Genomic DNA, 16,751 nt, shown 5'->3' with positions numbered 1-16,751 from the left:
TTATCATTTAAATTAATATCATTTTTTAGCCTTAGTCGGATAACGTGAAGGCCAAATTTTTTCGACAGGTACTTGTAAATAATCAGAAATAATTCGTTCATACTTAGGGCAATGACGATATAATGCGTTTCTTAAAGTATCAGCCTGCAAACCACTAGCTCTAGACAATGCTCTTAAATTTCCGCCTCTAATTTTAATTTCGCCTACAACTCTAGATGGTGCCCAGTCTTGATCTTGCTCTCTCATTATGAGATCCTCTATTAGTTAAATTCTTACTATTGTAAAGATTATCGGTAATACAATGTTCAAAAGATATGAATTTATATAGAACAGAATAACACAGAAAAAAACGATTTAAAACAATAAAAACAATAAAAAAATGGAATAGAGGAAAAAATGTTCGAAAATAAAATAAAAAACCAAACCGAAAAAGAAAAAACACGAACCCTAACTAATACAGGGGTCATTAATTTTAAAAATCGATTAAGCTTAGTGTTAGAAGGTCTTTCAGGTAATGCCTTTGCTAAAAAAGTTGGCATGTCAGAAGCTGTAATAAGAGATTACTTATCAGGCAAAACCTACCCATCACTAAATAGATTAGCCATCATAGCCCAAAAATGTAATGTTCCTATTGAATGGTTAGTAACTGGAAAAGGAAAATGTCGATTATTATCAGATTCAGATACTCAAGATTCAGTATATATCCCATTCCACCATTTAAATAATATGGTGAAATCTTACTCAAAAATCGAATCAATCCCATTTGATATTAATTTAATAAGGCATCAAGGCTGTAATTACGAAGACTTAGTCGCCGTATGGGCAAAAGGTGATAGCATGGAGCCAACAATATCAAATCATGATATTCTTATTATTGATAAAGCGCATTATAAACCGATCGATGGCTATTTGTATGCTGTTGAATATGAGGATCAAATCAGTATAAAACGCATTCAAAATCAAGGAGCAAACTTAGCATTACTTTGCGACAATCCTAAGTACCCAACCATTATTGGGGATAAGCATGAACCGCAAGAATTTAAAATTATTGGGCATGTAGTTTATCTTCTAAAAGATCTTAACTAAAACCCATTTAAGCTTGGGCTAATTACAGCTTTATCGGCTTCGACTGGTAAGGCTGTTTTAATGTATTTAACTCTCGTTTTTTTCTATGAATATCAAGGTAAAAAAATGTCAAAAAGTTTCAGGTAACTATGTGTTTCAGTATAAAATCAATGTAAAGCTATTATAAAAAATAAATTAACTTAACAATCGTTATCAGCATAACTTTATGCTTTTTTCACTAGTTATGCTAAAATTAGCATTAAATTTTTTATTAGTTTTACCTATTAATATAATATTATGCCAAATATAAACACTCGAAAAAAAGTCGTTGTCGGTATGTCTGGCGGCGTTGATTCTTCTGTCTCAGCTTATTTATTACAACAACAAGGATACGATGTCGTTGGGTTATTTATGAAAAATTGGGAAGAAGACGACACAGAAGAATATTGCTCTGCCGCTGTTGACTTAGCCGATGCGCAAGCAGTTTGTGACAAATTAAATATAAAATTACATACTGTCAATTTTGCTGCCGAATATTGGGACAACGTATTTGAACATTTTTTATCTGAATATAAAGCAGGCCGAACGCCAAATCCTGATATTTTATGTAATAAAGAAATAAAATTTAAAGCTTTTTTAGAATATGCGGCCGAAGATCTTGGCGCAGACTTTATTGCCACCGGGCATTACGTCCGTAAACGTCAAACAGGCGATAAAGTCGAATTATTACGAGGGATCGACAATAACAAAGATCAAAGCTACTTTCTTTACACCCTTAGCGAAGCACAAATAAGCCAAAGCTTATTTCCAGTTGGTGAACTCGAAAAACCAGAAGTGCGAAAAATTGCACAACAACTTGGTTTAGCTACCGCTGCTAAAAAAGACTCAACTGGCATCTGCTTTATTGGTGAACGTAAATTTAGTGACTTTTTAGCACGATATTTACCCGCTCAAGCAGGTAACATTCGCACTATTGATGGAGAGATTATTGGTCAACATCAAGGCTTGATGTATCACACATTAGGGCAACGCAAAGGGCTTGGTATTGGTGGCTTAAAACAAGCTGACGACACACCATGGTATGTTGTAGACAAAGATCTTACCAATAACGAATTGATTGTGGCACAAGGTCATGATCATCCAGCACTCCTTTCTGAAGGATTAATTGCTCAACAACTTCATTGGGTTGATCGTAAAGTAGTAACAAAACCATTTAGCTGTACTGTAAAAACACGTTATCGTCAACAAGACATAGCCTGCCAAGTAATACCATTAACCGATGACAAAATTAAAGTCATATTTAATAATCCTGTTGTAGCTGTTACACCAGGTCAGTCTGCTGTCTTTTATAAAGATGAAGTATGTCTTGGTGGTGGTATTATAGAAGAACGAATTACAAACAGTAAGGAAGACTAACGTGAATAATAAATACCACCATATTGCTATTGCCCTCGCTGGTGCGGCACAAAGTGCAATACTGGTGCCACAACTTGCTAACACAGGCGTTTGTAATGTTACACTTTATGAACAAGCAATAAAAAGCTTGTTTAAAACCTCGCCAAAAACAACGGATGATGTTTATGATGGTATTAAAAATATCAAAACAGGATTACAAACAGTAATACAACTATTATTATCAGGACAAAAAGAACAAGTCCAAATTATTCGTTACCTGTTTGGTACAATTGGCATTACTAGCAAATTATTAAAAAATAATGACGCATTAGATAAAATTGACCAACGATTAAAACGCATTTCAGGGCTTTATCTAGATATAAATGATGAAACTGTTAGTACTAATGTTGAAGATCTGTCCTATTCATTAGCGGGAATTTATTCTGATATCGTCAGCCCGATATCAACAAGAATAAAAGTTGTTGGCAAAATCGAATTTTTACAAAACACATTGGTACAAGCAAAAGTAAGAACCGCCCTTTTGGGATGTGTTCGATCGGCTATTTTATGGTATCAAGTTGGTGGAAATCGTTTCCAGTTTCTTTTTTGCCGTAAACGCATTTGTAAAGCAGCACAAGAACTATTAGACCAAATTAATTGCGCAAACTAATTTGCACTTTATAACTGATATTTCAAATATTGTAACGGAGTAAAACCGATGGAATTATCTGCACTCACTGCCCTTTCACCAATTGACGGGCGTTATGGTGAAAAAACCACAGAGTTACGCACCATTTTTAGCGAATATGGTTTATTAAAATACCGCGTTCAGGTCGAGGTTTGTTGGCTACAAAAATTAGCTTCACAAGCAGATATTTTAGAGGTTCCAACATTAAGTCAATCAGCTATTAATCATCTTAATCAAATTGTAGACCAATTTAGTGTGCAAGATGCAAGTCGCATTAAAGAAATCGAAAGAACTACTAATCACGATGTTAAAGCTGTAGAATATTTTCTAAAAGAAAAAGTGAGTACTCATGAAGAATTACACGCCATTAATGAGTTTATCCATTTTGCTTGCACATCAGAGGACATTAACAACCTATCTTATGCGTTAATGCTAAAAACAGCTAGAGAAGCTGTCTTAGTGCCATATTGGAATAAACTCATTGATAAAATCACCTCACAAGCTATCGCTTATCGTGATTTACCACTACTATCAAGAACACATGGTCAACCCGCTACGCCATCAACCATAGGTAAAGAGTTTGCTAATGTAGCTTACCGCTTAAAACGCCAATTACAACAACTAAAATCGGTTGAAATACTAGGGAAGATTAATGGTGCAACGGGAAATTATAATGCACATATGGTTGCTTATCCGCAAGTGAACTGGCATAAATTTAGTGAGAATTTTGTTAACTCGCTAGGACTAAAGTGGAATCCTTATACCACCCAAATTGAACCACATGACTATATTGCCGAATTCTTTGATTGTGTAGCACGTTTTAATACCATTATGATAGACTTTGATCGAGATATTTGGGGATATATTTCACTAAATCACTTTAAACAAAAAACTGTTGCTGGCGAAATCGGATCTTCAACGATGCCACACAAAGTTAATCCTATCGACTTCGAAAATTCAGAAGGCAACTTAGGGATTGCCAATGCAATTATGAACCATTTAAGTAGCAAATTACCGATTTCACGCTGGCAACGTGATTTAACCGATTCTACAGTGTTGCGTAATCTAGGTGTAGGTATTAGTTATGCCATTATAGCTTATCAATCAACCCTAAAAGGATTAAACAAACTCGAAGTCAACCAAGACCACTTACTTGAAGAACTTAATCGCAACTGGGAAGTATTAGCCGAGCCAATTCAAACAGTAATGCGCCGTTATGGTATCGAAAAACCTTACGAAAAATTAAAAGAATTAACTCGAGGCAAACGAGTTGATGCAAAAGGCATGCAAGAATTCATTGACTCATTAAATCTACCCGAAAGCGAAAAAACACGACTAAAACAGTTAACACCAGCTAACTATATTGGTTATGCCGTTAGCTTTGTTGACAATTTAGAATAACAACTTAAATCCAAATAGCCTGATACAGTCACACCCTATCAGGCCATATTGACTTTCAGGTGATCATATTAATCACACTAGTGTAGAAATTACTCATTAAATATAAATCACCTAAACAAAAAATAGGGAAATTAATTGAACATTCGCATTGCAACTCGTAAAAGCCCATTAGCGCTATGGCAAGCAAATTTTGTTAAGCAACAAATTTTAACTAATCACCCAAATTTGACAGTGGAATTAATTCCCATGGTAACTAAAGGTGATGTATTGCTAGACAGCCCTTTATCGAAAATTGGTGGTAAAGGTCTTTTTGTAAAACAACTAGAACAAGCAATATTAAATAACGAAGCGGATATTGCTGTCCATTCAATAAAAGACATCCCTGCTGAGTTTCCTGAAGGATTAACATTAGCCACAATTTGCAAGCGAGATGATGTACGTGATAGCTTCATTTCAAATAAATATTCAAATATAGATGAGCTACCCAATGGTGCAATAATTGGTACATCAAGTTTACGACGTCAATGTCAATTGCGTGCAAAATATCCCCATTTACAAATTAAAGATCTTCGTGGCAATGTAGGCACTCGTTTAGCTAAATTGGATAATCAACAATACGATGCCATCATATTAGCCTCAGCGGGTTTAAAACGTTTAGCACTACAAGACAGAATCAAACAATATATTGATACTGACTTAATCTTACCTGCTGTCGGACAAGGTGCTATTGGTATTGAAACCCGAGCAGATGACAAAAAAATATTAGAGATTCTTTCAGTGCTTGATGACAAACATAGCCGAGTTTGTATTGAAGCAGAAAGAGCAATGAATAAAGCCTTACAAGGAGGATGCCAAGTACCCATTGCTTGTTATAGCCAATTAAATAACAATATTTTATCACTACAAGGCCTTGTTGGACGCATTGACGGTTCTAAAATAATTAAAGGGACATTAGAGGGTAGTATAACTGAAGCCGAAAAGTTAGGAAAAGAATTAGCAAAACGCTTATTAGATCAAGGTGCGAAAACAATATTAAAGGAATTAAATGGCGGATGATTTATGTAACTAGACCCTCTCCAGAGGGTGAAAACCTTACCCAACTATTTGCTCAAGCAAATTTGCCTGTACAACATCTTCCATTTTTTACTATTTCACAAGGCAATGACCTACTAAATTTACAACAACAACTGAATAAACTTTTACCTAACGATATTGTAATCGTTGTTTCACCACAAGTTACACACGTTATTAAAACCTATATTGGCAATCTAATATTACCAACTAATGTTCGGTATTACGCAATAGGAAAAAAGTCAGCACAATTATTTAACCAGCTCACCACAACTAAAGTCAATTATCCAGAACAAGAAGACAGTGAAGGATTATTGATAAAACTACAGCAAGAATCTGTACAAAATCATACTGTTTTAATTTTATGCGGTAATTCAGGTCGGCAATTATTATCTCAAACACTAACAAATCGAAAAGCCAAAGTAAAATCAATAACGTGTTACTGCCGTGAGCCAATCACCTATCCGCCAAAGATATTATCTAGTAATATTGAAAATCAAATCATCATTATTACTAGTCTAGAACACTTAATCCAGCTTGAGTTATATATCAATCTTGAACATAAAATGCATGCTAATCTTGTAGTAACAAGCCAACGAATTTTTGCAAAAGCGAAACAACTTAATTGGCAAAAAGTTCAACTAGTGAGTAGTGCGAATAATCAAAAGCTTTTTAACGCTGTAATGATAAATTATACTATAGCCGATAATATAAATAATCTATGACACTTGCTTATTAAGACAATAATTAAAATTTATTTAAAACAATGTTAACTCTATGTCATAATGCAACATAAATTTCTAGAAATCTAAATGAGGTTATTTATGCCACCAAAATATTACGGTGCCAATGCAACACTTTCAACAATAAACACAACTTCGTTTAGTCAAATAACGATAACAGCGGTTCAAAATGAAGCGAATAACACTATGAAAGAAGATAAAAAAAATCAAACAACCACTCAATCCAATCCATCTGTGGAATCTAAATCCCAACCTAAAAACAGTGTTAGCGATAACACTAAGAACACAAGCAAATCACCCGTTTCAAAACTATCAATAATTGCTATAGCATTAACTGTTTGCTTAGGTGGTTTGGGGCTTTATTATGGTCAACAGGAAATTAAAAAACAAAAAAAAACCATCTCAATATTACAAACTGAGCTGGCCAATTTAAAACAAACAACCAAGCAAAGTATAACAAATGATTTACAAAGTAGTATTACCGACGCAGTTAATAAACAAAATCAGCAATTCAATTCACTAGAACAGCGTATTGATCGTAAACTGAGTGATCAACAACAGCTACAGCAACAATTAATAACTCAAATTAATGATTCACAAAAATTGACAGAACAAAGCTTACAAAATATCAATGAACGCTTAGCAGCAATGTCAACAAGTGATCACAATGTTTGGTTAATTTCACAAGCCAATTACTTAGTACATTTAGCTGGTCGTAAAATTTGGAGTGACCAAGACTACACATCCGCACGATTACTACTAAAAAGTGCTGACGAAAGCCTAACTCAAGCTGATGACCCAAGCCTATTGCCTGCAAGACAGGCAATTAGTAAGGATATTAATTCACTTGCTCAAGTAAGCTTTACTGATACCGATGGCATTATTATGAATTTAATCGGTTTATCAGAATCGCTTACCGAATTACCTTTAGTAGGTAATTATAAAGATATCGATCTTGGCATGACACAATATGCTGAAGATGCTACAAACACACCACAAACAAACATTAACAATATAGCTAATGATAATAATAGTGGGGTATCATCATCGGTTAACGATTGGTCTGATAATTTATTAAGCAGTACCAAGACTTTTATGGATAAATTTATCACCATAGAAAAACTTGATGACAAAGAGAACAACTTTAAGGCTTGCTTAGAACAAGCAGGACAAGACGAAAAACAAATCGTCAAATGCCAAATATTAAAAGCACCACTGAATTTGGAACAGTCGCTTTACCTACGTGAAAACATCCGCTTCCGTTTATTGATTGCAGCGCAAGCCGTACCAAGACATCAAGAACTTATTTACCAACGTGCACTAAATGAAACCGCAATTTGGGTTAATGCTTATTTTGATGGGAATGCTCCAAGCGTTAAAGCGTTTATTAATGAACTTGAAAATTTGCAAAATCAATCAATCAGCAATCAAAATGTGCCTGAAAACCTAACTAGCATTGGCGAACTTGAAAAACTAATGCAAACCCGCGTTCGCTCAATGTTAACAAAATAGGAGAATAATAATGATAAAAATACTAATTATTTTCTTAGTACTAGTGGGTGGATTCTTTTTGGGACCATTATTACAAGGGCACCAAGGTTCAGCGGTATTTGAATTTGCCAAATATCGTGTCAGCATGTCATTTAATTCATTTATGATACTTGAATTAGTTGGTCTACTTTGCCTTTATTTAATCTATTGTTTATTGAATAAAATTTTTAATTCTAAAACAGCATTAGGCAATTGGCTACGCTTAAAGTCGCCAAAAAAATCGATAAAACGTGTTGAACAAGCGCAAATGTTATTACTTGAAGGTGATTATAAGCAAGCTGCTAAACTATTTATCAAAAGTGCCAAAGGGGCAAAAAATACCACCTTATCGTATTTACTTGCGGCACAAGCTCAAATTGATAATGATGAATTAATCCCCGCTAATCAGTCGCTAGAACAAGCCGCTAAAAGTTGCCAACCTAATGAGTTATTTGCCTTTCAGCTAGTACAAATTAGATTGCAACTAAAAAACCAAGAATACACAACTGCACGCATCACATTAGACCAGCTACTAAACGAAAAGCCTCGCAATGCTGAAGTACTTAGATTAGCAGATCAACTTTATTATGAAATGGGTGATTATCAAGCGATTATTGACCTATTACCAGCAATGTACAAAGCTAAAGTGTACAGCGAGTCGCAACTAGATCAGTTTAAACAAGCAGCCTATATTGGTCGAATTAAGCAATTATCGACTAATAGTGATGCACAAACACTAGTAAAATGGTGGCATGAACAACCAAGAGCCATTTTAAATAATATGGCTTATCAAAAAGCGATGGCTAATTATCTAACTCAACTAGGCCAAGCAAACGAAGCAGAAAAGATATTAAAATCGATTAGTAAACTTGAACAAAAAGAAAGAACATAAAAAAAATATAACAAAAAAAACAGGGTAATTGCCCTGTTTTAGTTTGAACTCACAATAATGGTTAAAAATTCAGTTATTGATTGATACAGATCAAATCATAAAATAGCGAATTAACGCCATAAAGCACATACCAGCAACCACAATACACATTAGATTCTTAGTCAAAAAGGCAACAATTGCGGTTGGAATTGTCGCTAAGCAATATTCCACATTAAAATCAGGAAAATGCCCCTCCTTTGCCACAAATAAATTTTGCACAAATAGCGCTGTTAAAATACATAAAGGTACATATGACAAGAATTGAGTCACAACATTAGGCAACTGAAATTTACGAACTAATATAAATGGAATCACTCTTGGCAACCAAGTTACTAACCCGCAACCTAAAATAATCAATAAACTATAAGTTGTCATGCTTTTTCTCCATTGCCATACCCATAAAACAACCGCCAAACGTACTGATTAAAATAGCCATTTCAGGTGACACAAAACGCATTAAGAAAATTAGCAAAACAGCAACCGTTAACATAGCTAAAAGTCGATTTTTAAGACTTTTGCTATTATCGCTAATCAATTGTAAATAGAGCAAACCAATAAACATGGCGACTAAAGCATAATCTAGACCAAATTGTGTAGGATCAGGCAACCACTCTCCGATTAAAGCACCAATAAAACAAGACAAAATCCAAGTAATATAAGCCGTTAAATTAAGGCCATGCATCCAAGCAGCATTAACTGGCACTTTATTTGTAATCGCATTTATTGCCACGGCAAAACTTTCGTCGGTCAATAAGCTACCAATACCAATATTATTTAATAACGATGCTTTGCGAAAAGCTGGAGCTGTTGCCATACTCATCAAAAAATGACGTGAATTAACTAAAAAAACAGTAAAAATAATAGCCGAAATAGGTGTAGCTACTATCATTAATCCAGCAATAATAAACTGCGCAGCGCCTGCATAAACAATAATAGCCAGTAATGTAATTTCGAGTACCGATAAATTTGCCGATTTACCCACAACACCGGCAGCAATACCAATACCGATATACCCCAATAGAGTTGGAATACAAGCATAAACTCCATCTTTAAATGATAATGGCATAGATATTCCTTAATAATAACAATATGCTATAGATTAATATTACCTATATTACAAATACATATTAAAAATGACAAATTAAATAACTTAATTCACAATAAGCCATAATATATTGCCGAAATTTGCTATAATATCGCTTAACTAATATTGATGACAATCAAAATAACTTAATAACAATTAATGTGACAAATATATCTATGCATACAGGAACTTTATTTATCATTTCTGCACCAAGTGGTGCAGGCAAATCAAGTCTGATCCGAGCCTACCTAGCGCAAAAGAATCAACATCAAGCTAAAGTATCAATTTCGCATACTACGCGCGATCCTCGCCCAGGAGAAGCGCATGGTGAACACTATTACTTTGTGGATCACAAACACTTTGAATCCTTAATTGATCGGCAAGCATTTGTCGAATATGCCAACGTATTTGACCACTATTACGGCACATCTAAAGCCGAAATAGAACAAAGCCTATCGCAAGGAATTAATGTTTTTCTAGATATTGATTGGCAAGGTGCAAGGCAAGTACGCCAAAAAATGCCACAAGCAAAAAGCATATTTATACTACCACCTTCGCTCAAAGAGCTTGAAAACCGCCTAGTTAAACGTGGGCAAGACGACAACCATGTGATTGCCAAAAGAATGCAAAAAGCCCGAGCTGAAATTTCACATTATAACGAATATGACTATATCATTATTAACGATGATTTTGACACCTCATTAAATGCCTTAAGTGCCATTATTACCACTGCCAGCCTTGAGCAACCAAAACAAGCTATCATCAATAGGCAATTATTAGTAGATTTGCTAGGGGAATAATTCGAAATAAGATGAAAAAATATCGCCAAAAAAGTGGCGATATTTTTATGGAATAAATTAATTACCTAACGCTTTATCAGCCTGATCATTTTGGATCAACTCTAACTTATAGCCATCAGGATCCTCAACAAAAGCAATAATAGTTGAGCCACCTTTTACAGGTCCAGCTTCGCGCGTTACCTTGCCTCCAGCTTGTTTGACGTCATTACACATTTTAGCAACATCATCAACACCAATAGCTATATGACCAAACGCCGAACCATGCTCGTATTTATCGGTACTCCAATTATAAGTTAACTCAATAACTGAGCTAGTTGTTTCATCACCATAACCAACAAATGCAAGTGAATATTTATATTCAGTATTTTCACTAGTTCTTAACACCCGCATTCCCATTACACGAGTATAAAAATCGATTGAGCGCTGTAGATCGCCAACTCGAATCATAGTATGTAATATACGCATTACTTTGTTGTTCCTTATACGATTAATAATTTGTTTGAGCTTATATGTTAGCATTCAGACAGGCAAACTTCTGTGAAAGATTCATCGATTAGATAAAAAACAATAATTAATTTAATCAAGTTATTTGCTAAAGTAATCCGCTCACCATTGAGATGAGCGAAAATTAGTTGTTATTTAAGGACAATATGTCCAAAACTAATAAAATTAAGCGTTATTTTTTTACACTACTACCATAACGTGGTGATGCGCTAATTTGTTTACCATTAGTGACTAAACGAACAGCTTGACCAACATAAAAATCGTTAGCCGAACCTTTTTGTACAAGAACAATATTAGATCCGTTTTTTTGCTTGATTTCTAACTCAACACCACTAGCTTGGCTAGATTTATTTTGAATAGCATCACCCAAAATCGCACCACCAATAGCTCCTGTTGCAGCAGCTAACACACGACCAGAGCCATTACCAATAGTATTACCTAAAACGCCACCTATAACAGCACCACCAAGGCTACCTGCTACACTTTCACTTTTACCATTTGACGCATTAGCTTGAATTTTAACAGGTCGTACTGAAACAACTGTACCATAACTTACTTGCTGAACTTGTTTTGCTTGATCTGCTGTATAAACATCGCCAGAATAAACATCACTATTGCTACATCCAGATAAAATTGCAGCTAAAATAGTTAACGTGACGATTTTTTTCATAATTTATTCCTCATATAATAGTATAAGCTTTTTATACACAGTTTAGAATAATATTTTTTTTTAAAAACAACAATACCATTTTCATTATTTTATCAATAGCCAATACAATTTATGCTTAAGTTAGGTTATACTCAGCACAAAAATTTATCAACTATGCAATGAATATATGAAACGGTTATTTTTTCTATTAACATTATCAGTTATGATAACTGCTTGTCATGATGCAAATCAAGCACCTACAACAACCGATAATGCTGCCATTAAACAGCCATCGAATGATTGTTTAGATAACAAATCAGCCCATGATTCGCATTTAGGCAAAATTCCTGCTTTAGGATGTCCCGTGAAATAATACAATAGGCACAAGTAACATAATGAAAACTATCGAAATCGACGAAGAATTATACCAATTTATTGCTGGCCAAACTAAACACATTGGCGAAGATGCATCAAGTATATTACGACGTTTATTAAATATAAACCAATCTACATCGGCAAAAAAACAGACTATTGCACAAAAAGAGAATCATTATCCACTGTTTAATGACTTATTAACTAGTGACGCTTTCACAAACGAGAAATCCATTATTAGTCGCTTTATATTACTGCTTAGTGCGTTGTATAACTATAATCCAGCACTATTTGCCATAGCTGCAACATCCTTACATGGAAGCAAGCGAAAATATTTAGCCAAAGATAAACAATTACTAGAAACATCAGGCAAAAACACAAAACCCCGCGAAATCATTGGTACACCTTATTGGGTTATCAGCAACACTAATACTGCCAGAAAATTATATATTATTGAATCAATAATGAGTGACATGGGCATATCTGAAACCATGATAAACCAAGTCACCAACGCATTTTTACCTTAATAGGTTAAATAAAAATAAAAAAGCTAAAAACGTGATATAAACTCAACAGATTCGCGTTTTTAGTCATATAAAGTATTTTTTTATGAAAGAGGAGTAAAAAATGGCCAAGCAAAGCCGCGCAGGAATGTTAGCTCAACCATCAGATCTTATCAACGTTGAAACATTACGCAATAACTATTACCAAATCCAACCTGATACGGATAATGCTAGCCAATTAGTCATTTTTGGTACATCAGGTCATCGCGGAAGCTCAAACAAAGGCACATTTAATGAAGCACATATATTAGCCGTTGCTCAAGCAATTGCCGAATACCGCAAAGCGAACAACATTACAGGCCCTTGCTTTATTGGTCAAGACACACATGCTTTATCAGAACTTGCCTTAAAATCAGTGCTTGAAGTTTTTGTCGCCAACGAGCAAACGGTGGTTATGGCTCGTGATTGGGGCTATACGCCAACGCCAGTCATATCGCATGCCATTTTAACTTACAATCAAAACAAACAATCACAACTATCAGACGGCATTGTTATCACTCCATCGCATAATCCACCAGAAGATGGCGGAATAAAATACAACCCAACCAATGGCGGACCTGCGGATACTGACATCACCAAACAAATTGAAAACCGCGCCAATGAATTACTGAAAAACAAACTCAATGGTGTAAAACGTGTCACCTTAGACAAGGCTCTAAATTCAAATTACATCCACACCAAAGAATACGAAACCGACTATATCAACGATCTTGAAAATATCTTAGATCTCTCTCTTATCAAATCATCATCGCTCAAAATCGGTGTTGACCCATTGGGTGGTGCTGGTATCACCTATTGGCCACGCATTGCCGAAAAGTATGGCATCAACCTTAATATTGTTAATAACAAAGTCGATCCAACTTTCAGCTTTATGCATCTAGATCATGACGAAGTTATTCGTATGGACTGCTCAAGCTGTTGGGCTATGGCTGGATTATTAAAATTAAAAGATCAATTTGATTTAGCCTTTGGTAATGATACCGACTTTGATCGTCATGGCATTGTGACACCAAAAGGGCTAATGAACCCAAATGCCTACCTTTCAACCTGTGTTAATTACTTGTTCCAAAACCGTCCACAATGGCACAAAGATATTGCTATTGGTAAAACACTAGTCACAAGCTCAATGATCGACCGAGTTGCAAATAGCTTAAACAAACAGTACTTAGAATACCCAGTTGGTTTTAAATGGTATGCAGATGGGCTTTACAATGGTAAACTTGGATTTGCTGGCGAAGAAAGCGCAGGCGCATCGTTTTTAAGAACGAATGGTAAAGTATGGTCTACCGACAAAGATGGCATTATTTTATGTCTGCTTGCTGCCGAAATGACGGCTAAACTAGGCAAAAACCCACAAGAACAGTACCAAGAACTTGAAGATAAATTTGGTGTTTCTTATTATGGACGAATCCAAGCGCCAGCCTCGTTTAGTGAAAAACAAAAACTAGCCAAACTTGATGCCAGCCAACTAACCACCGACAACTTAGCAGGTGAAAAAATCACTCAATGTTTAACCACTGCACCAGCTAACAATGCTGCAATTGGTGGGCTTAAAGTGATAACCAAAAACGGCTGGTTTGCCGCTCGCCCATCAGGAACAGAAGATGCTTACAAAATTTATGCAGAAAGCTTTATAAGCAACGAACATTTAAATACGCTACAGCAAGAGGCGCAACAAATTGTGGCTAAAGCGATTAAATAACCGAAAAAAACAAACGCAATAAAAAACAGCAGCCAAGTAGCTGCTGTTTTTTTACATAAGTCTTTTATTAGAAAGATATCAAAACAAAAATAATATCAATATATTTTCTGAGCAATTTTTACCTAAAGCAGTGGGATTTTTTATATAAATAGCTCAAGTAGAATGCTGATTTTATTAAATTTTAAAGTAAATCAAATAACTATTGGTTGATTTTTTTATTGTGGTGAATTAAAAAAATGCTTTTGCACTTTATGCAAAAGCGTAAGCCTTCAGTATTGCTAGTCGAATCGATTTTTTTGCTTTCAATCATTAAAGTACCCACAGCAAACTTTACCTATTTGAACTTATCTTTACGTTGGTTTTGTCTTTTATTAACACCATAACTTCTATCTACCATCTACACCTTACAAAGCATTAAAAACACAAACAGCCTCAGTACTGTCAACACTGCTCTTCCAGACAGAACGACCTGTTGGGCTTATCTCGTGCCAATAAATTATATTATCATGGAGATCTTTTTTCCTGTCACTTGACCAAAAAGAGGAGCCAAAACCCCCATCAATGTAATTATGCAAAGGTCCCCACTCTGTAAGAAATCCAGCTCCTATTCGGCGTTGATAATGTTTATAACTTGAAGACGGTTTAGCTCCACGTCCAGATTCACCTTCATTAGTCAAATCACTTGTCTGTGGAAGACGATAACCTATACTATTACACCAAGATTCTTGATTAGAAACTATATCTTTTTTATTTCGACTAACGAACCATTTCCTTAATTGAAATCCATATTTTAATACATTACCACGACTATCCTTACCCACTAATTCAAACGTTTGTGGTAAACTTGGCTTGGAAATTATACTGGGAGTGTCTGACTGTTTTTGACTACTCCTTGCTGCAGGCCCTGTTAATTTAACGCGTGCTACGACTTTCCTTCTATCGTCATTAGGAATCCATCTATCACTAGCTACAACATTTGTTACCGTAGCAGTTATTCCCCCCAAAGTAACGGCTTCCCAAGTCAACTGACCAACGTCAACTCCACCTATGATGAAATCAAAATATAAATTATCAGCTCCCGTTGTCGGGAAATTTTGACTGTATGAGTCTGAATGGGTTGATTGAACTAAAAATCCTTTTTTGTCGTTCCATATTTCGGCTGGACCAGCACTTAATCCGTCCCCCCAAAATAGATTCGGTCTTACAAAACAAATGGTTGGCGATGCCTTCGGTTTGATATAATATGCTACTTTACGACCTATAAAGGAGCTGGTGTTTGGTATGCCGTAATAAGTGCTTATATTACCGTCTGTACTACTTAATTCCACTTTATAAGGTGACTTGCAAATATCTAAAACATCATTACGATTAACTGCTTGACCATCACTATCGGTTATCCTGAGCGTTATACTTCCTGTTATTTTAACTCCACCGCTACCTTCTCCATCACCATCACCATCATCATCCCCCCAATAATGATAACGTGTCACTAAGCTGTCTATACTTACTGAATTGGTAGATGCTGGCACCAGCATATTAATATCAGCAAAACTTTGACCATCTATGGGTAACTCAATTGGCTTTGTAGACGAGGAACTATTAATTCTAGGTGTGATTTTACTACCATCGGATAATGTGATAGCCAATAGCTCATCAGTTGTTATAGCCTTAGTCCGACCTTCGTCAAATGTTAAATAAGGCGCACTACCCTGTATAACACCGCTTGTATGAGCCGTTAGTGCTTGAGAGTTCGATGAATACGATAATAACAACAACAACGGAGTCAAGGACCATACGCTTGAGAATGTAAAAATGAATTTTAGTTGCGGTATAAATAAATCCGCTAAATTCCCTAAAAAATTATCAGTTTGTAAGAGTTTTTGATAATTTAAAGTTTTAAGAGAATTTAAGATATAGGCCTGCCTATTTTTGCTCCTACGACAATAATCCATTATATTTCACCTATTAATGAATGTTCCATTTCATTTTTATTAACTTATTAAATAAGCTGATTTTCTATCAGCTGTAAAAGTATAATCTTTTGTGAAAATTTTGGCTAGTTTTTTGGCGGACTTTTTTGTAAAGAAATGTAAATAAATTTAAAGAAACATAAAGATAGAAATGATTCAGTTATAAAAATAGGTGAATTTTTTAACTAAATTATGATGTCTGATTTCAGACTTTTTGACTTTTACGGAATGGTTAATATTGCTGATAACATCTAAAACACAAACACGCCCAATAGCCCAGTTT

The 16,751-nt window shown here is 35.0% G+C and carries 18 protein-coding genes; 12 read left to right on the top strand and 6 right to left on the bottom strand.

Translation table 11 applies throughout. From position 1 onward, the window contains the following. Positions 1 to 18 precede the first annotated feature (18 nt). Positions 19 to 246 (bottom strand): helix-turn-helix domain-containing protein, encoded by a 228-nt coding sequence (locus tag GYW75_RS00925; RefSeq protein WP_065590478.1) that lies wholly within the window; start codon positions 244 to 246, stop codon positions 19 to 21. A gap of 150 nt (positions 247 to 396) precedes the next feature. Between GYW75_RS00925 and GYW75_RS00920 the strand changes: the two genes are divergently transcribed. From GYW75_RS00920 to GYW75_RS00885, 8 genes are all read left to right on the top strand, one after another. After that, entirely contained in the window at positions 397 to 1,086 is a 690-nt protein-coding gene (locus GYW75_RS00920) for a LexA family transcriptional regulator (protein WP_065590477.1), read from the top strand. Positions 1,087 to 1,362: 276 nt separating this feature from the next. Then, positions 1,363 to 2,481, top strand: a complete 1,119-nt coding sequence (gene mnmA, locus GYW75_RS00915; protein ID WP_065590476.1) for a tRNA 2-thiouridine(34) synthase MnmA — start codon at positions 1,363 to 1,365, stop codon at positions 2,479 to 2,481. A gap of 1 nt (position 2,482) precedes the next feature. Next, the gene (hflD, locus tag GYW75_RS00910) at positions 2,483 to 3,130 is read left to right on the top strand and encodes a high frequency lysogenization protein HflD (RefSeq protein WP_174798110.1); all 648 of its coding nucleotides are present in this window, start codon (positions 2,483 to 2,485) and stop codon (positions 3,128 to 3,130) included. Positions 3,131 to 3,178: 48 nt separating this feature from the next. Further along, a complete protein-coding gene (gene purB / locus GYW75_RS00905; protein ID WP_174798109.1) occupies positions 3,179 to 4,549 on the top strand; it encodes an adenylosuccinate lyase in 1,371 nt (456 codons plus the stop codon). 135 nt (positions 4,550 to 4,684) lie between these two features. Next, complete coding sequence (gene hemC / locus GYW75_RS00900) at positions 4,685 to 5,605, top strand: hydroxymethylbilane synthase (RefSeq protein ID WP_085163792.1); 921 nt, start codon at positions 4,685 to 4,687, stop codon at positions 5,603 to 5,605. After that, the gene (locus GYW75_RS00895; RefSeq protein WP_065590472.1) at positions 5,602 to 6,345 is read left to right on the top strand and encodes a uroporphyrinogen-III synthase; all 744 of its coding nucleotides are present in this window, start codon (positions 5,602 to 5,604) and stop codon (positions 6,343 to 6,345) included. Before hemC ends, GYW75_RS00895 begins: the two co-directional genes overlap by 4 nt. A gap of 99 nt (positions 6,346 to 6,444) precedes the next feature. After that, positions 6,445 to 7,875, top strand: a complete 1,431-nt coding sequence (locus tag GYW75_RS00890) for a uroporphyrinogen-III C-methyltransferase (protein WP_174798108.1) — start codon at positions 6,445 to 6,447, stop codon at positions 7,873 to 7,875. Between the two features lie 10 nt (positions 7,876 to 7,885). Then, positions 7,886 to 8,785 carry a heme biosynthesis HemY N-terminal domain-containing protein gene (locus GYW75_RS00885; RefSeq protein WP_174798107.1) on the top strand — a complete coding sequence of 300 codons (900 nt, stop codon included), beginning with the start codon at positions 7,886 to 7,888 and terminating at the stop codon, positions 8,783 to 8,785. Between the two features lie 90 nt (positions 8,786 to 8,875). Here GYW75_RS00885 and GYW75_RS00880 read toward each other — a convergent pair whose 3' ends face one another. Continuing rightward, positions 8,876 to 9,199 carry an AzlD domain-containing protein gene (locus GYW75_RS00880; protein ID WP_065590469.1) on the bottom strand — a complete coding sequence of 108 codons (324 nt, stop codon included), beginning with the start codon at positions 9,197 to 9,199 and terminating at the stop codon, positions 8,876 to 8,878. Beyond that, positions 9,186 to 9,890 carry an AzlC family ABC transporter permease gene (locus GYW75_RS00875; protein WP_065590468.1) on the bottom strand — a complete coding sequence of 235 codons (705 nt, stop codon included), beginning with the start codon at positions 9,888 to 9,890 and terminating at the stop codon, positions 9,186 to 9,188. The genes GYW75_RS00880 and GYW75_RS00875 overlap by 14 nt, the downstream gene beginning before the upstream one ends. Before the next feature lie 194 nt (positions 9,891 to 10,084). Here GYW75_RS00875 and gmk point away from each other — a divergent pair, with 194 nt between their 5' ends. Continuing rightward, positions 10,085 to 10,708: a guanylate kinase gene (gene gmk / locus GYW75_RS00870; protein ID WP_085163796.1), complete on the top strand. Its 624-nt coding sequence runs from the start codon at positions 10,085 to 10,087 to the stop codon at positions 10,706 to 10,708. Between the two features lie 57 nt (positions 10,709 to 10,765). Here gmk and gloA read toward each other — a convergent pair whose 3' ends face one another. Continuing rightward, the gene (gloA, locus tag GYW75_RS00865; RefSeq protein ID WP_238786367.1) at positions 10,766 to 11,173 is read right to left on the bottom strand and encodes a lactoylglutathione lyase; all 408 of its coding nucleotides are present in this window, start codon (positions 11,171 to 11,173) and stop codon (positions 10,766 to 10,768) included. A 211-nt stretch (positions 11,174 to 11,384) separates the two neighbouring features. Then, positions 11,385 to 11,885, bottom strand: coding sequence for a glycine zipper 2TM domain-containing protein (locus tag GYW75_RS00860; RefSeq protein WP_085163798.1), 501 nt, complete (start codon positions 11,883 to 11,885; stop codon positions 11,385 to 11,387). Between the two features lie 163 nt (positions 11,886 to 12,048). On the opposite strand from GYW75_RS00860, the gene GYW75_RS00855 reads away from it, so the two are divergent. The 3 genes from GYW75_RS00855 to pgm all read left to right on the top strand — a co-directional run bounded on the left by GYW75_RS00855 (position 12,049) and on the right by pgm (position 14,498). Beyond that, positions 12,049 to 12,234: a hypothetical protein gene (locus GYW75_RS00855; RefSeq protein ID WP_065609748.1), complete on the top strand. Its 186-nt coding sequence runs from the start codon at positions 12,049 to 12,051 to the stop codon at positions 12,232 to 12,234. 22 nt (positions 12,235 to 12,256) lie between these two features. Further along, the gene (locus tag GYW75_RS00850) at positions 12,257 to 12,760 is read left to right on the top strand and encodes a hypothetical protein (RefSeq protein ID WP_065590464.1); all 504 of its coding nucleotides are present in this window, start codon (positions 12,257 to 12,259) and stop codon (positions 12,758 to 12,760) included. A 100-nt stretch (positions 12,761 to 12,860) separates the two neighbouring features. Beyond that, complete coding sequence (pgm, locus tag GYW75_RS00845; protein WP_174798105.1) at positions 12,861 to 14,498, top strand: phosphoglucomutase (alpha-D-glucose-1,6-bisphosphate-dependent); 1,638 nt, start codon at positions 12,861 to 12,863, stop codon at positions 14,496 to 14,498. A gap of 404 nt (positions 14,499 to 14,902) precedes the next feature. Here the strand turns inward: pgm and GYW75_RS00840 are convergent, their stop codons facing one another. After that, complete coding sequence (locus tag GYW75_RS00840; RefSeq protein ID WP_238786366.1) at positions 14,903 to 16,270, bottom strand: hypothetical protein; 1,368 nt, start codon at positions 16,268 to 16,270, stop codon at positions 14,903 to 14,905. Positions 16,271 to 16,751: the final 481 nt, after the last annotated feature.

It is taken from the genome of Gilliamella sp. ESL0232, assembly GCF_013346885.1.
Classification (GTDB): domain Bacteria; phylum Pseudomonadota; class Gammaproteobacteria; order Enterobacterales; family Orbaceae; genus Gilliamella; species Gilliamella bombi.
This window is presented reverse-complemented; position numbering and strand designations above follow the sequence as displayed.

Coding starts and splice junctions, on each gene's coding strand:
- mnmA (WP_065590476.1), top strand. CDS start 1,363: ATGCCAAATATAAACACTCGAAAAAAAGTCGTTGTCGGTATGTCTGGC.
- GYW75_RS00875 (WP_065590468.1), bottom strand. CDS start 9,890: ATGCCATTATCATTTAAAGATGGAGTTTATGCTTGTATTCCAACTCTA.
- purB (WP_174798109.1), top strand. CDS start 3,179: ATGGAATTATCTGCACTCACTGCCCTTTCACCAATTGACGGGCGTTAT.
- GYW75_RS00880 (WP_065590469.1), bottom strand. CDS start 9,199: ATGACAACTTATAGTTTATTGATTATTTTAGGTTGCGGGTTAGTAACT.
- GYW75_RS00855 (WP_065609748.1), top strand. CDS start 12,049: ATGAAACGGTTATTTTTTCTATTAACATTATCAGTTATGATAACTGCT.
- pgm (WP_174798105.1), top strand. CDS start 12,861: ATGGCCAAGCAAAGCCGCGCAGGAATGTTAGCTCAACCATCAGATCTT.
- GYW75_RS00920 (WP_065590477.1), top strand. CDS start 397: ATGTTCGAAAATAAAATAAAAAACCAAACCGAAAAAGAAAAAACACGA.
- GYW75_RS00925 (WP_065590478.1), bottom strand. CDS start 246: ATGAGAGAGCAAGATCAAGACTGGGCACCATCTAGAGTTGTAGGCGAA.
- gloA (WP_238786367.1), bottom strand. CDS start 11,173: ATGCGTATATTACATACTATGATTCGAGTTGGCGATCTACAGCGCTCA.
- GYW75_RS00850 (WP_065590464.1), top strand. CDS start 12,257: ATGAAAACTATCGAAATCGACGAAGAATTATACCAATTTATTGCTGGC.
- GYW75_RS00890 (WP_174798108.1), top strand. CDS start 6,445: ATGCCACCAAAATATTACGGTGCCAATGCAACACTTTCAACAATAAAC.
- GYW75_RS00885 (WP_174798107.1), top strand. CDS start 7,886: ATGATAAAAATACTAATTATTTTCTTAGTACTAGTGGGTGGATTCTTT.
- gmk (WP_085163796.1), top strand. CDS start 10,085: ATGCATACAGGAACTTTATTTATCATTTCTGCACCAAGTGGTGCAGGC.
- GYW75_RS00895 (WP_065590472.1), top strand. CDS start 5,602: ATGATTTATGTAACTAGACCCTCTCCAGAGGGTGAAAACCTTACCCAA.